The organism is Bdellovibrio sp. HCB-110 (genome assembly GCF_047323225.1).
Lineage (GTDB): Bacteria > Bdellovibrionota > Bdellovibrionia > Bdellovibrionales > Bdellovibrionaceae > Bdellovibrio.
The window spans coordinates 4,041,870-4,055,883 of record NZ_CP178750.1 but is presented as its reverse complement, the minus strand read 5'-3'; the positions used below and the strand labels follow the sequence as shown (position 1 = coordinate 4,055,883).

At 43.7% G+C, this 14,014-nt stretch carries 13 protein-coding genes; 8 read left to right on the top strand and 5 right to left on the bottom strand.

Annotation, left to right across the window (positions count from 1 at the left end; translation table 11 throughout):
* Positions 1 to 392: 392 nt before the first annotated feature.
* Positions 393 to 1,130 (top strand): substrate-binding periplasmic protein, encoded by a 738-nt coding sequence (locus ACL934_RS19390; RefSeq protein WP_413612830.1) that lies wholly within the window; start codon positions 393 to 395, stop codon positions 1,128 to 1,130.
* Positions 1,131 to 1,186: 56 nt separating this feature from the next.
* On the opposite strand, the gene sucD is transcribed toward ACL934_RS19390, so the two are convergent.
* The 3 genes from sucD to mdh are packed head-to-tail and all read right to left on the bottom strand — an operon-like array spanning position 1,187 to position 4,185.
* Complete coding sequence (gene sucD / locus ACL934_RS19385; RefSeq protein ID WP_374076351.1) at positions 1,187 to 2,056, bottom strand: succinate--CoA ligase subunit alpha; 870 nt, start codon at positions 2,054 to 2,056, stop codon at positions 1,187 to 1,189.
* 5 nt (positions 2,057 to 2,061) lie between these two features.
* Positions 2,062 to 3,225 carry an ADP-forming succinate--CoA ligase subunit beta gene (sucC, locus tag ACL934_RS19380; protein ID WP_413612829.1) on the bottom strand — a complete coding sequence of 388 codons (1,164 nt, stop codon included), beginning with the start codon at positions 3,223 to 3,225 and terminating at the stop codon, positions 2,062 to 2,064.
* A 15-nt stretch (positions 3,226 to 3,240) separates the two neighbouring features.
* Positions 3,241 to 4,185, bottom strand: coding sequence for a malate dehydrogenase (mdh, locus tag ACL934_RS19375; RefSeq protein ID WP_374076347.1), 945 nt, complete (start codon positions 4,183 to 4,185; stop codon positions 3,241 to 3,243).
* Positions 4,186 to 4,324: 139 nt separating this feature from the next.
* Here mdh and ACL934_RS19370 point away from each other — a divergent pair, with 139 nt between their 5' ends.
* The 3 genes from ACL934_RS19370 to ACL934_RS19360 are packed head-to-tail and all read left to right on the top strand — an operon-like array spanning position 4,325 to position 6,567.
* Entirely contained in the window at positions 4,325 to 5,080 is a 756-nt protein-coding gene (locus ACL934_RS19370) for an ABC transporter ATP-binding protein (protein ID WP_374076345.1), read from the top strand.
* Between the two features lie 53 nt (positions 5,081 to 5,133).
* The gene (locus ACL934_RS19365; RefSeq protein ID WP_413612828.1) at positions 5,134 to 5,520 is read left to right on the top strand and encodes a DUF2784 domain-containing protein; all 387 of its coding nucleotides are present in this window, start codon (positions 5,134 to 5,136) and stop codon (positions 5,518 to 5,520) included.
* A 9-nt stretch (positions 5,521 to 5,529) separates the two neighbouring features.
* Positions 5,530 to 6,567 carry a phospholipase D-like domain-containing protein gene (locus tag ACL934_RS19360; protein WP_413612827.1) on the top strand — a complete coding sequence of 346 codons (1,038 nt, stop codon included), beginning with the start codon at positions 5,530 to 5,532 and terminating at the stop codon, positions 6,565 to 6,567.
* A gap of 5 nt (positions 6,568 to 6,572) precedes the next feature.
* On the opposite strand, the gene cfa is transcribed toward ACL934_RS19360, so the two are convergent.
* On the bottom strand, positions 6,573 to 7,706 hold the full coding sequence (cfa, locus tag ACL934_RS19355) for a cyclopropane fatty acyl phospholipid synthase (RefSeq protein WP_374076339.1): 1,134 nt from the start codon (positions 7,704 to 7,706) through the stop codon (positions 6,573 to 6,575).
* 183 nt (positions 7,707 to 7,889) lie between these two features.
* On the opposite strand from cfa, the gene polX reads away from it, so the two are divergent.
* The gene (gene polX, locus ACL934_RS19350; RefSeq protein WP_413612826.1) at positions 7,890 to 9,611 is read left to right on the top strand and encodes a DNA polymerase/3'-5' exonuclease PolX; all 1,722 of its coding nucleotides are present in this window, start codon (positions 7,890 to 7,892) and stop codon (positions 9,609 to 9,611) included.
* Positions 9,612 to 9,640: 29 nt separating this feature from the next.
* On the opposite strand, the gene ACL934_RS19345 is transcribed toward polX, so the two are convergent.
* Positions 9,641 to 11,536, bottom strand: a complete 1,896-nt coding sequence (locus ACL934_RS19345; protein ID WP_374076335.1) for a hypothetical protein — start codon at positions 11,534 to 11,536, stop codon at positions 9,641 to 9,643.
* Between the two features lie 267 nt (positions 11,537 to 11,803).
* On the opposite strand from ACL934_RS19345, the gene ACL934_RS19340 reads away from it, so the two are divergent.
* The 3 genes from ACL934_RS19340 to ACL934_RS19330 are packed head-to-tail and all read left to right on the top strand — an operon-like array spanning position 11,804 to position 14,006.
* The gene (locus ACL934_RS19340) at positions 11,804 to 12,514 is read left to right on the top strand and encodes an ABC transporter ATP-binding protein (protein ID WP_374076333.1); all 711 of its coding nucleotides are present in this window, start codon (positions 11,804 to 11,806) and stop codon (positions 12,512 to 12,514) included.
* Complete coding sequence (locus ACL934_RS19335; RefSeq protein ID WP_374076331.1) at positions 12,511 to 13,290, top strand: MlaE family ABC transporter permease; 780 nt, start codon at positions 12,511 to 12,513, stop codon at positions 13,288 to 13,290. The genes ACL934_RS19340 and ACL934_RS19335 overlap by 4 nt, the downstream gene beginning before the upstream one ends.
* Positions 13,287 to 14,006: an MlaE family ABC transporter permease gene (locus ACL934_RS19330; protein ID WP_374076330.1), complete on the top strand. Its 720-nt coding sequence runs from the start codon at positions 13,287 to 13,289 to the stop codon at positions 14,004 to 14,006. The genes ACL934_RS19335 and ACL934_RS19330 overlap by 4 nt, the downstream gene beginning before the upstream one ends.
* Positions 14,007 to 14,014: the final 8 nt, after the last annotated feature.

Here is a 14,014-nt window from a genome sequence, read left to right as displayed (position 1 = left end):
CTTCACAGCGGTGAAGTAGATTTCGTTTTAACCAAGTTGTATATCGGAGGATGGTCTATTTTCTTTTCTGATAACCCTATTGATGATTATGATCTCAATCTAGACATCTATGACGTGAGTAACTTAAATAAAATAGGCCGATCTACAGGTGCGCAAATAATTATAAGCTCGTACTTGGATGATAATGAATGGCTGGTTTATGTAGCGTGAATGACATGATCCCAAGGTAACTGGTATATATATTGGGGTTCAGGTCACTTTCTCGCATTTCTTATTAGAAAACTTCGATCAGCCTTCGTTTCTCGATAGCCTTGAGTTATACCGAGCAATGTTGAGGGCGGCAGATACTATTAATTTTGAAAATCCGGCACTTTTAAAGCAATCTAATTGTTATGCAAATTTTCATAATAGCCCTGAGCTTTCTATTCACAACCAGCGCACTGGCTGAAACCAAACCCGAAGCGCGCATCGGCATTCCCGCGGGCCTCGCGCCACCGCTGTTATTCGAAGGTAAACCCAATGAAGTCAAAGGACTCGTCGCAGATTATGCAGGTGCCTTAGCGGAAGCTCTCGGCAGAAAAAGCAGTTTCAGTATTATTACACGCTATCGTCTGGACAGTTATCTTCTTAAAGGCCAAGTCGATATGATGTGCTACACAAGTAAAGTATGGGCAAGCAGCCAAGATCAGTTGGATTTTTCTAAAACGCTTTTCATTAAAAAAGAAGTCGTGATTGGCCCCGCCCCAATGCCGAAAAAGATCACGGATCTTAAAAACAAGACTATCGGAACCATGCTTCAGTATGTATACCCAAAACTTGATCCGTTGTTTGAGTCAAAACAACTTATCCGGGAAGACAGCCTCAGTGAAGAAGCCAATCTCAAAAAACTTTTAAATGGCCGCATTCATTACGTGGTGACGGATGAAATATTCCTCGACTACTTCAAGCTGGAAAATCCAAAGATAGACAAGAACCGCGAGCGTCTTTTCATGCAAGAATATCCGATTGTGTGCTCGATCAGTCGTAAAGGTCGCATCAAAGAAAAAGAACTCAACGAAGCCATTGATAAGATCAAAGCCGACGGGACGTTGGAAAAGATCTTCAATAAATATGGCACGACTTCAAAATAAAAAACCCACGATGCTTCCACCGTGGGTTTTGAAATGACTCAATTTCCGTCGAAGAATTACTTCAACATAGATTTCAAAGTAATACCCATGTCCGCAGGGCTGCGTGCGATTTTGCAACCAGCAGCTTCAAGAGCCGCGAATTTAGCTTCCGCAGTTCCTTTACCACCACTGATGATCGCGCCCGCGTGACCCATACGTTTACCAGCAGGAGCCGCAGCACCCGCGATAAACGCAGCAACAGGTTTTTTGAAGCTTTTCTTGATGTATTCAGCAGCTTCTTCCTCTGCAGATCCACCGATCTCACCGATCATGATAACACCGTCAGTGTCTGGATCTTCATTGAACATTTTTAGAACGTCGATGAAGTTTGTTCCGTTCACTGGGTCACCACCAATACCAACAGCCGTTGATTGGCCAAGACCCAAAGCCGTCAATTGTCCAACAGCTTCATAAGTCAAAGTACCAGAGCGAGAAAGAACGCCGATACGACCTGGCTTGTGAATGTGGCCAGGCATGATACCGATCTTGCATTGTCCTGGAGTGATAACGCCAGGGCAGTTAGGACCGATCAAACGAGTGCGTTTGCCTTCCATGAATTTTTTCACTTTAACCATGTCTAGAACAGGGATGCCTTCAGTGATACAGATCACAAGATCCAAATCAGCATCCACAGCTTCCATGATAGAGTCTGCTGCAAATGGAGGTGGAACGAAGATCACAGAAGCGTTGCAACCAGTAGCTGCTTTAGCTTCTTTCACTGTGTTGAACACAGGAAGACCGATGTGAGTTGTGCCACCTTTACCTGGAGTCACACCACCAACCATTTTAGTTCCGTATGCCAATGCTTGCTCAGAGTGGAAAGTCCCTTGAGCACCAGTGAAACCTTGGCAGATAACTTTAGTGTCTTTGTTAATAAGAATTGCCATGTCGATTATCCTTTAACCGCAGCCACGATTTTTTTAGCTGCATCTGTGAGGTCGTCAGCAGGAGTGATGTTCAATCCGCTTTCTCTCAAGATCTTTTTACCAAGTTCTACGTTTGTACCTTCAAGGCGGCAAACAAGTGGAACTTTCAGACCCAACTCTTTAGAAGCCGCGATCACACCTTCTGCGATGATGTCACATTTCATGATACCACCGAAGATGTTAACCAAGATTCCTTTTACGTTTGGATCTTTAAGGATGATTTTGAAAGCCGCAGTTACTTTCTCTTTATTAGCGCCACCGCCAACGTCCAAGAAGTTTGCAGGAGAAGCGCCATGAAGTTTGATGATGTCAAGAGTTGCCATCGCAAGACCTGCACCATTCACCAAGCAACCGATATTTCCATCAAGTTTGATGAAAGCAAGGTCGTACTTGGAAGCTTCAATTTCAGAAGGCTCTTCTTCGTTCAAGTCACGCATTTCAACGATGTCTTGATGACGATACAAAGAGTTTGAATCGAAGTTCATTTTCGCGTCCAAGCAAAGAACCTCACCTTCTTTAGTCACAACAAGTGGATTGATCTCAGCAATTGAGCAATCAGTTGTGATGAACGCGTTGTAAAGACCGGTGAAGAATTTCACAGCTTTGTTCACGATCTCAGGAGCCATGCCGATTTCGAAAGCCAATTGACGAGCTTGGAAAGGAGCAAGACCCACAGTTGGATCGATGTCTACTTTTTTAATCGCATTTGGATTGTGTTCAGCAACTTCTTCGATGTCCATTCCGCCTTCAGAAGAAGCCATCATTGCAGCTCTTCCAGTCGCGCGGTCGATCAAACAAGCAACGTAGTATTCTTTAGCGATGTTGCAACCTTGTTCGATGAAAACTTTTTGAACAACTTTACCTTCAGGACCTGTTTGGTGAGTCACCAAAGTCATGCCGATCATTTTTTTAGTAAGCTCGCCAACTTCATCTAAAGTTTTTGCGATCTTAACACCGCCGCCTTTACCGCGGCCACCAGCGTGGATTTGCGCCTTTACGACCCAAATATTTCCACCCATTTCTTTTGCTGCTGCCACTGCTTCCTCAGGAGAGTGAGCGACTTTACCTTTTAAAGTCGCAACTCCAAATTTTCTGAGGATCTCTTTGGCCTGATACTCATGAATATTCATCTTGATAACTCCAGACTACTGTACGTTTTTAAGAGCAGAAACAAGTGCGCGAACTGCATCTACTGATTTTTTGAATTCTTCTTGTTCAGCCGGGTTCATTTCGAACTTGTGAACTTTTTCGATACCTTTTCCGCCGATAGTTGCAAGAACACCAACCATCAAACCTTCGTTAACGCCGAACTCACCAGTCAACTCTACAGCAACTGGAAGGACACGTTTTTGGTCTTTCAAGATTGCTTCAGCCATCTCAACTGCACCACGTGAAGGAGCGTAGTAAGCAGAACCTGTTTTCAAGTGGCCACCGATTTCAGCACCAGCTTGTTTTGTGCGAGCTACGATAGCTGCGATTTTGTCTGCTGGAAGAAGTTCTGTAAGAGGAATACCAGATACAGAAGCTTGGCGTACAAGAGGCATCATCGCATCACCGTGGTTACCGATTACGATACCAGTGACGTCTTTAACAGAAACGTTCAACTCTTCAGCGATGAATTCACGGAAGCGAGCTGAATCCAAGCAGCCGCCCATTCCAAGAACGCGCTCACGAGGGAAGCCCAAGATTTGCTTTGCGTAAACCGCCATAACGTCCATTGGGTTACAAACAACGATCACGAAAGAATTTGGAGCGTATTTTTTTACGCCTTCACAAACATCTTTAACGATTTTTGCGTTGATACCAACAAGCTCGTCACGGCTCATGCCTGGTTTACGTGGCATACCTGCAGTGATGATAACAACATCAGAATCCGCGATGTCTTCGTACTTGTTAGTTCCTTTGATTTTTGTATCAAACATTTCGATCGGACCTGCTTGAGCAAGATCCAACGCTTTACCGATGGCTGCACCTTCATTGATGTCCAAGATAGTAACATCGCCAAGTTCTTTTTGAGCTGCCCAGTGAGCAGTTGTTGAACCTACGAATCCTGCGCCGATAACGGCGATTTTATTTCTTTTGTGAGCCATGACTAATCTCCTTAAGGCTTCAAAATGAATGGAAAAATTTAAAACTTGCGTTCGATGACACATTCAATATCAAATCGTATATAGAGACAACACTTACTGCTCGGCGCAGAGAGCCTTGAGAGAAAGAACTGGACGACCGATGAGCATGATCAGCCTTCAAGACATTACGGTGGCCTTTGAAAACCATGTTGTTTTAAAGCAAGTGAGCCTCGATATCGCGGCCGGTGAGTCCTTCGTGATTGTGGGCCCCAGTGGGCAGGGAAAAACCACGTTGCTCAAGACTATGTCAGGCTTGATAACTCCGCAGAATGGCAAAGTTTTTATTGAACAGAAGGAGTGGTTAACGCTAAGTCCCAAAGAGCGTCTTCCACTGCTTAAAAAGATGGGAATTTTGTTTCAAAAGAACGCTCTTTTTGACTCTCTCACATGCGTTGAAAACATCAGCTTTCCTTTGGGTGAAACGACGAAACTGACGGAATGGGAAATAACAAAAAGAGCTGAGTCTTTCTTGGATGCGGTGGGTATCCCCCATGCTCGCGACCTCTATCCCGATGAAATCAGCGGTGGGATGCAAAAGCGCCTGGGTATTGCTAGAGCGCTCGCTCTAGATCCCGAGATCATTTTCTATGACGATCCAACGGCGGGACTTGATCCGATCACTTCGAAAAAAATTGTCGAACTGATTTTGAAACTTAAAGAAGAGAAAGGTTCCACGATTGTTGCGATCACCAACGATATGAATCGTGCTTATCAAATGGCGGATCGAATCGGCGTTGTGATTGATCAGCAGCTCATCATTACGGGAACGCCGGAACAAACGCAAAACCACAAAGATCCACGCGTACATCAGTTCGTTAGAGGCTTGCTAGAGGGTCCCCTCACAACGATGGCATAATTCACTGTCAGATGACGAATTGAAGACGGCATAAAAAAGAATAGTCTTTCCTTATGTCGGAGCAGTTGGCAGCGGATCTTATTTTATATCTGCATTTTCTTTATGTCTTAGGCGTGGTCCTTCCTATTCCATTGATTCTAATTGGCGCAAAAAGAAATTGGTCTTGGATTCGCAACAAGATTTTCAGGCGTGTTCATTTCTCTATGATATTCTTCGTCGTCATCGAATCCCTGTGGGGCATTATGTGTCCTCTCACCGTATGGGAAGAAGCCCTTCGCCGAGGAGAATCGGCAGGCCCAGCGTACTCACAAGGATTTATCTCTGCATGGATTTCTAAAGTCATGTTTTTCACTTTTCCACCTTGGGTTTTTACCATTCAGTACCTACTTGTGTGTCTCATTGTCGTCCTACTGTATATTTGGATCCCACCTCGAAATTAGGAGAGAAAAATGCCACGTTCATCTATTAATTCCCGAGACATTTTTGCTCAGAAAAAACTTCGGCCTCCAGTAAAAACAAAGGCCGCTAAAGTCGCAGGCTCTATACAACTAGTTTTAAACAAGGACTATTTACCAACTTTATTAAATCTTTTGGAGCAGGCTCGTTCACGTATAGATATCTTGGCCTATTCCTTTGCCATCGGAAGTGCCCAAGGAGTTCTCGCTACAAAAAATGCCCCTTATCAAATAGCCTCAAAACTGGCGGAGATTAAAAGAAAACGAGGAGATAAAGTCCGTATTCGCCTCTATATTGAGGGCTTACGAGAAACAGCAGCCCGCAATAAAACCACTGTGGATTTCCTAAGAAAAGCAGGAGTCGAAATCGTCTACGGATCGACCCACTCAAAAGGGTTTTGCATAGATAATCGCTTTCTTTTATTTGGCTCGACGAATTTAACAAATCAATCAATTTTAAAAAACTACGAAACTAATTTGCTGATTGATGATCCGCATACGGCAACTGTTTTTGATCAGTACTTTATGCATCTGTGGAATGGTGGAAAACATGGTGGAATTCTGCTGGAACCCCCACTTATTGCTGACGGTGGTTTCAAAGATGTTTTGATAGAGATGATTGATACGGCAAAGACCTCTTTGAATTTTTCTATCTATTTCTTTAATCACTCTGAAATTGAAAAGGCTTTTGTTAGGGCCGCAAAACGGGGAGTGAAAGTATCGGGCTTTATTCATCATCATAATAGCTTTGCTCTGGGATATGTTCGCCGCACCCGAGACACGGCGATGAGACTGATGAAAGCGGGAATCATTGATCTCTATTTCGGACCGGGTCATCTTTTCACCCATTCGAAGTATATAGTTAAAGATGGCACAGAAATTCTTTTAGGCACGGGCAACTGGCTTCACGAAGACGTAAAAATACATCCTCAACTATACATTCATTTTAAAAACCCAAAAATCGCCCGTGAATTGATAGGCCAACTTATCAAACAAATTAACGATAATCACACCAATCAAATGGCGGATTGAATATTTTAACGGATGCTTTGGTATCCTTGTGGCACGCCGGATTTCGATAAGACAATCTGCCACAATTGGTTTCTTCTTGCGCGAAATGATCCCGCACAACTCAATAGGTAATACTTCCATTGACGATAGAACGATTGATCAAATTTAGTGGAAAGATGCGGCCAACCCTTATCAAAATTCTCAAACCAGGCCATGAGAGTTTTGTCATAGTCGACTCCGAAATTATGCCAGTCTTCCATGACAAAAAAATCTTCCATAGCGCTCCCCAACTGAGCGATGGAGGGAATCATAGAATTGGGAAAAATGTATCGCTCAATCCAAGGGTCCGTGCCGGTTTCTGACTTATTTCCCCCGATGGTATGCAGTAAAAATAAGCCATTATCCGTGAGGCAGTCTGCCGCTTTCGCAAAAAAAGTCGGATAGTTTTTAAATCCTACATGCTCAAGCATCCCCAGCGAAACAATTCGGTCGAACTTTCCAACGACGTCTCGGTAATCCTGAAGCAAAATTTCAACATCAAGATTGCGGCATGCTTTGCGAGCCACCTCAGCTTGCTCCCGAGAAACTGTAACGCCGACACCACGAATCTGATATTTTTCTGCACAATATTTCAAAAAACCGCCCCAGCCGCATCCGATATCCAACACCGTCATCCCAGGTTTGATGAAAAGTTTATCACAAACAAGCTGGAGTTTTTTTTCTTGAGCCTCATCGAGTGTCTTGGCTTCTTTCCAATAGCCACAGGTATAGATCATGTTCCTATCCAGCATAGTTTTATATAGATCGACGTCACGGTCATAGTGAACTTCGCCTATTTTAAAAGCGTCAACACGATTAGACAGGTTTAAGATTTTCGATTTTAAAGATCGCAACAAGTAGTCAGCGGGGTTGACCTGCTCATCAAGCTTGGCTCGCAAAATAAGAAAGAAAAACTGACTAAGGTCCTCGCAATCCCACCAACCTTCTGTGTAGGACTCGCCGAGTCCCAGAGACCCTTGAGCGAGGACTCGGTTATAGAATTTAGAATTATGGACCTTGATATCCGACGGTGCACTGCCGTTGATGGAAATACCTGCACGGTAAAAAACACGATCTAAAAAATCTTGAGAGCTGCTTTGAGATAGAGTTTCAAAAGTCATCTTGTCTCCCGCGTGTGATTCACTATTTCTCAACTTATTTCATTTCTAACGAATCCTTATCAATAATATTTTTAATGTTCTCCGACAGATTTTCCCTAGCATACAGATATATCTCAAAAGCATTGCCGCAAAAAAACTTGCGTGAGCTTAGACTGAGGCTACCGTTACATAGGAAAAATATTTATGGCCGTACAAAATTCTGAAGTTGCGCAGACATTCAATCAGCTAGCGGACCTTCTTGAAATTCAAGGAGCAAATCCTTTTCGTATTCGTGCTTATCGAACGGCCGCACGCACTGTTATGGAACTTTCCCAGAATGTCGCTGATGTCATTGAGGCCCATGGAAAACTTTATGAGTATCCAGGAATAGGGAAGGATCTTGCTTCAAAAATTGAAGAAATCGTGCAAACCGGGCATCTGAAAGTTTTCGACGAAGCGGCACAGAAAACTCCTAAATTCTTGTTGGAATTTTTAAAAATCCCAACTCTGGGTCCCAAACGCGTAAAAATGCTTCATCAGCAGTTGGGAATTAAAAGTCTCGAAGATCTTCAAAGAATTGCCGAAAGCAATGAGATCTTAAAGATCCGCGGATTCGGAGAGAAAACGCGATCTGAAATTCTCGAAGGTATTAAAAAAATCCGGCAAGAAGAACGCAGACATATATTGCTTGTCGAAGCGGAACAAGCGGCAAACATTCTCAAGCGCCACTTAGAAAAGGCTCCTGGCTTGCAAAAGCTAGAAGTGGCCGGAAGTTTCCGACGCAGAAAAGAAGTCGTCGCGGATCTTGATATTCTTGTGACAGCGAAACAAAGCGCATCCGTCATGGATCATTTTTTAAAGTTTGAAAACATCGGCAAAGTTATTTCAAAAGGACCAACAAGATCCACAGTGAATTTAAAAACGGGTTTGCAAGTCGATCTTCGTGTTGTTGAGGACGAAAGTTATGGAGCCGCTCTTCTTTATTTTACGGGTTCCAAGGCTCACAACATTGCCCTGCGTGCAATGGCCGCTAAAAAAGGTCTGAAGATTAATGAATACGGTGTTTTTAAAGGAACCAAGAATGTGACTTCGGCAAAAGAAGAAGACATTTACGAACTCTTAAAACTTCCTTACATCGAACCCGAATTAAGGGAAAATCGAGGAGAAATCGAAGCCGCACTCAAAGGAAAACTGCCGAATTTAATTAAAATCGAAGATATGCAAGGTGACCTTCACATGCACACGACAGCCAGTGATGGCCGAAACTCTCTAAAAGAGATGGCTTTAGCAGCAAAAAAACTTGGATATTCGTATATTGGAATCACGGACCATTCCAAACGAATGACGGTTGCTCGTGGTCTTGATAAAAAGCGGCTGCTACAACAAATAGATCAAATTGATGAACTTAACGAGGAACTTCGTGGAATTACTATTCTTAAATCCATTGAGGTAGACATTCTAGAAGACGGCCGCCTTGATTTACCTGACGATGTTTTAGGAAAGTTAGATTATACCGTTTGCGCAGTTCATTCTCACTTTCAACTTTCTTCTGAAAAACAGACGACGCGCATTTTAAAAGCCATGGACAATCCGCACTTTCGAATTCTGGCACATCCAACCGGAAGGTTGATTGGGAAACGCGACCCCTATCAGATGAATATCGAAAGAATCATGAAAGCAGCCAAAGAAGGTTCTAAAATTTTAGAACTCAACTCCCAACCTGAACGCATGGATCTTACAGACACTCTCTGTCGTATGGCCAAGGACATGGGGGTTAAGATGGCGATTTCAACGGACTCCCACGGTGCCAATCAATTGAAATTCATGAAATACGGCATAGGGCAAGCCCGTCGCGGATGGCTTGAAAAAAGTGACGTGATTAACGCTTTACCTCTCACGAAGCTAAAAAAACTCCTGAAAGGCTGACATCATATTGTACAGAAATTTCCTCTCGTTTAGTTTCGTAAGCAACGAGCTCCTTTCAGCTCTCCCTTCGCAATCATTTCAATGGCAGTTTTTTCAACGATCAAAGCGCCAGTACTTGGAACGTATTTACACATGTCATAACAGCCCACTTGAGTGATGCGATTGCATGTCCATTTTACAGAAGCAGGACGATTGTTCGTGGTGGATGGAAAGAGTAATTGAATAAACCCGGGAACAGTTTGAGTGCCTCCAAAAGGTGTCGAATATGTGTGACTTCTCATGCCTACGCAAATATTGCAGGGGTAGCGGATATTTTTCGTTAAATCGCTAGGTTCTCCGGGCTGGTATTCGGGAGGTGGGGGAGGACTATTGGGAGGCGTATCTTGCGCAAGACACTGTTGAATATGAGTACTTCCATCGGTTGTTGTTCCCGCCCATGTTTTATAAGTCTGAAAGATTTTTCCCGTCGTGACGATCTTGGAAGCCTGACTTAGGGCAGTTGGTGCAGCGGCGTTAGTTTTGTATTGAGTCGTTGTGCTATCGACAATATCAGAACGCGGATGAACATTGATAAGGTCAATATCAATATCGTCAAATGGCCAAGGCAACGGAACATGCAAGTGGATCTTCAAATCCACGCCCGCTTCCAGAGCAAAGCGGGAAGAAGCGCTGACGCCAGTGTAAAGAAAAATGCTGCGGTAATTATCAAATTGAAAAGGCCGATAGTCTCCCGCCACTCCCGACCATTGAGAAAGTTCACTATTCCAAAAGTTATACTGACTCGTTCCTGCAAACTTAAGATTCGGATTCACAAAGACAGTGAAATCAATCGCCAGAAGACCGTTGTTTTTTACGGCGTCAGGCAAGAGAGCCGTGGGCGAATAGCTGACTTTTACATTCGCGCCCAAGTAAGCATTGGGGGTCTTTTCTAGAGGCCCACGGGCAACTGTTAAGTTGTAATCAGGTCGAACGGGGAACTCTACCCCTGTAGGAGGCAACCAAGGCGTTGTTGCAGGATTCGCATCTCGACTGCCGATAGCCATCTGACTAATCCAACCGATGTGCCTAAAATCCAAACGGCGATCGTTGAAAACGGTGTCAAAGGGATAAACTTGACTCATGATTACGCCATTATTGCGACCGTAAAGATCTAAGGTTTTAAAATCAGGAGTCACTAAAGACTGAAAATTTCCAGCATAGGGAGCAGGAGCCCATCCAATAGCCTTTCCAAAGTCAAATTGCGGTCGTGCAGAGACGACGCCATAAGGTGTTGGTACATTGAGTGCGGGGATTTCAACTGACAGAGTCTGCAAGTTTCCTTCGGCTTGAAAATCAATTGCATAAGAACCGTGCATGTCATATTCGCCTGCTTTTAATCCACTTCCCATAAGGTTCGTTTTGACGGAAGAAAGTTTAAACTTTTGTGTGAACATATCCAGGCATCCAACTACGGGAGCGCACACTTTGGAGCGGTGATAACCTTCCATTTTTCTGCTTGTGCGATCAAAAGAAAGGAAGCGAAGTTCTTGTTTGAAACTAAAATTTCCCAAAGGAGTGCTCGTGCTAACGGACGTATTAATAGGGGTGAACTTGAGATCCCGCATCAAACACACTCCAGCGGCTTGGTAAATTTCTCCGAGACCACCGAACCCAGTCCATTTTTTGATGTTGCCGGGGCTCGCGAGTTCAATATTTAAACCCGTGAAAATTTCCTGATTAGATCGATTGCAAACCTCAGTGCTGGCATTGCAAACAGAGACACCAATAGACCCGAGAGAATCACATATAAACTTAATACTCGAGTACACATCTGACTTGCAATCAAACGGCATAACGATAGGATTTCCGTTGGCATCAGTTGGATTGACTACTTCAGAGTGAGCAAAAGTGGGTAAGAGTAATAAGAAAACCAAAAGAGCTTTCATAGAGTGCCTCCACAAAGAATTATCGCCTTCAATAAATTAGCATCCAGAATTAAAAGGACAACGACCACTCTTGGGCTTTGTGAGGGATCATCTACTAGCCATAAAGATGTAATGCGTTTAAACACTATTTTTTAAAATTTGGTGAGAAAACATGGCATTTTCCGGTGCGGTGTCATGTCGTGAAGAAGTGCGATTGATTCACATTGTGAGTTGACCCGCTATCTTATGCACATCTAACATAACGAGGTGATTGAATTTAGGAACCTCGTGAAGAGATTTGGTACAAGAACGGTTCTCAACGGATTAAGTCTAAAAATCCGTGAGGGCGAGATCATTTTCATCCTGGGGACATCTGGGACAGGAAAGTCCGTTCTTCTAAAAAATCTTGTAGGTCTGATGACTCCTGATGAAGGGGAAATCTGGATCGACAACGAAGAAGTTTCTAAATTCTCCGAGGAGCAATATCTTCCTATCCGCAAAAAATGTGGAATGGTGTTTCAGCATCCTGCTCTTTTTGATTCTCTGACTGTTTATGAAAATGTGGCCTTCGGTCTTCGTCGCCATTATCAACTGGATGAAGCGACGATTCGTGAAAAAGTCACGAAAGCTCTCAAACTTGTTCATCTGACGGGTATCGAGGAAAAAAAGCCGGCGCAAATTTCTTACGGTATGCAAAAACGTGTGAGTTTGGCACGCACCGTGGCCCTTGAACCTAGAATACTTTTGTTCGATGAGCCGACAACAGGTCTAGATCCGGTGACGACAACGGCCGTGAATCAATTGATTTTAGATCTTTCGCGTGAATTGAAAACAACTTCCATGGTGGTAAGTCACGATATGAATTGTGCTCTTTCCATCGCCGATCGCATTGTGGTTCTTGATAAAGGCCAAATTGTTGCTTTGGGAACTCCGGAAGAATTGAAACGTTCCGAACATCCTCTTGTAAAAGACTTCTTGTCTGAGGTCTTAAGCGCATGACGATTTTCATTTCAATCTTAGATGAAATTGGGGGAGCTCTCCTTTTTCTAAGAAAAATTCTTTCCACAATGTTCTCTAAAAAGATCAAATCCCATGAGGTTTTTGATCAAATCTGGAAAGTCACAGCAGACAGTTTTTTTAATACAGCGATGGCAGGGTTTTTCGTGGGTGCCATCATGACAGTGCAATTTGCGATGCAAATGAAAGAATTCGGAGCTCTTGGATACCTTGGGGGATTGGCTACGAGCGGCACTTTTCGTGAAGTGGGACCACTGCTTATCGCCTTTATGCTCAGTGGAAAAGTAGGTGCCTTTACTTCTGCGGAACTTGGCACTATGCGAGTGACAGAGCAGATTGATGCCGTTCGTTGCCTGGGAGCTGATCCCTTACAAGAAATCATCGTTCCACGATTCATCGGCATTATCATTTCAAGTTTTTTCCTTCTTGGCGCGGGCCTTATTATGTCCGTCTTTGGCGGAATGCTGATGGGACAAGCCTTTGCGGGTGTTAACTTTGAAGAGTATCTTCGTCACGTTCCCATGATTGTAAGTCCTATCTCTATATTAAATGGACTTATTAAATGCGGTGTCTTTGCCGTGGTTCTTGCGACAGTTTGTACATTCAAAGGATACACGACGACAGGTGGTGCAAAAGGTGTGGGCCGTTCCGTCGTTTCCACAGCCGTTGCTACGATGATTTGCATCGTTGTGATGGACTGGCTCACAAGTTTTATCGGTGAAATTGTTCTGACAATGATTCGAGGTTATCGTTCATGATTGCTTTGATCGCAGAAACACTCACGGGTCTATTTATGCCTCCGTTCCGCAGAAAAGAATTCTTTCAGCAACTACATTTTGTTGCGAATAAAAGTCTTGTGATTATTGTTTTCTGCGTTTCTTTTGCGGCCGTTGTAACGATTCTGGAATCCTCTTTCCACATGAAACTTGTCATTCAAAATGACTCCATGGTTCCGGGATTTGCGGCTCTCCTAATATTAAGAGAACTTGGCGCCGTCGTTACGGCACTTCTTCTCACTTCGCGAGTAGGGGCGGGATATGCCTCTGAAGTTGGATCAATGCAAATTACGGAACAGGTTGATGCGCTTAAAATGTTGGGGATTGATCCGATCAACTATCTTGTTGTCCCCAGATTTTTAGCCTGCGTTTTGGGCGGCATGATGCTCACGATTATCGCGAACATGACCTGCATTTTTTCAGCAATGGCCGTGAGTCAATCCTACTTAGGTTACACGCCTTCGATGTTTTTAACTTCGATGCATCGTTTTGTTCAGTTCAAAGATATTATTTTTGCGACGATCAAAGGGGCTTGCTTCGGTGGAGTCATTCCTTTGGTTGCTTGTTACTACGGATTTCGTTGCGAATCAGGTGCAGAGGGTGTGGGACGCGCGACAACTAACACTGTGGTCGTGGCCTCCATCGCAATTATTGTGATTGATTTTATTTTATCTTATACTTTTAGTTATCTTTATTAACCGGCCTG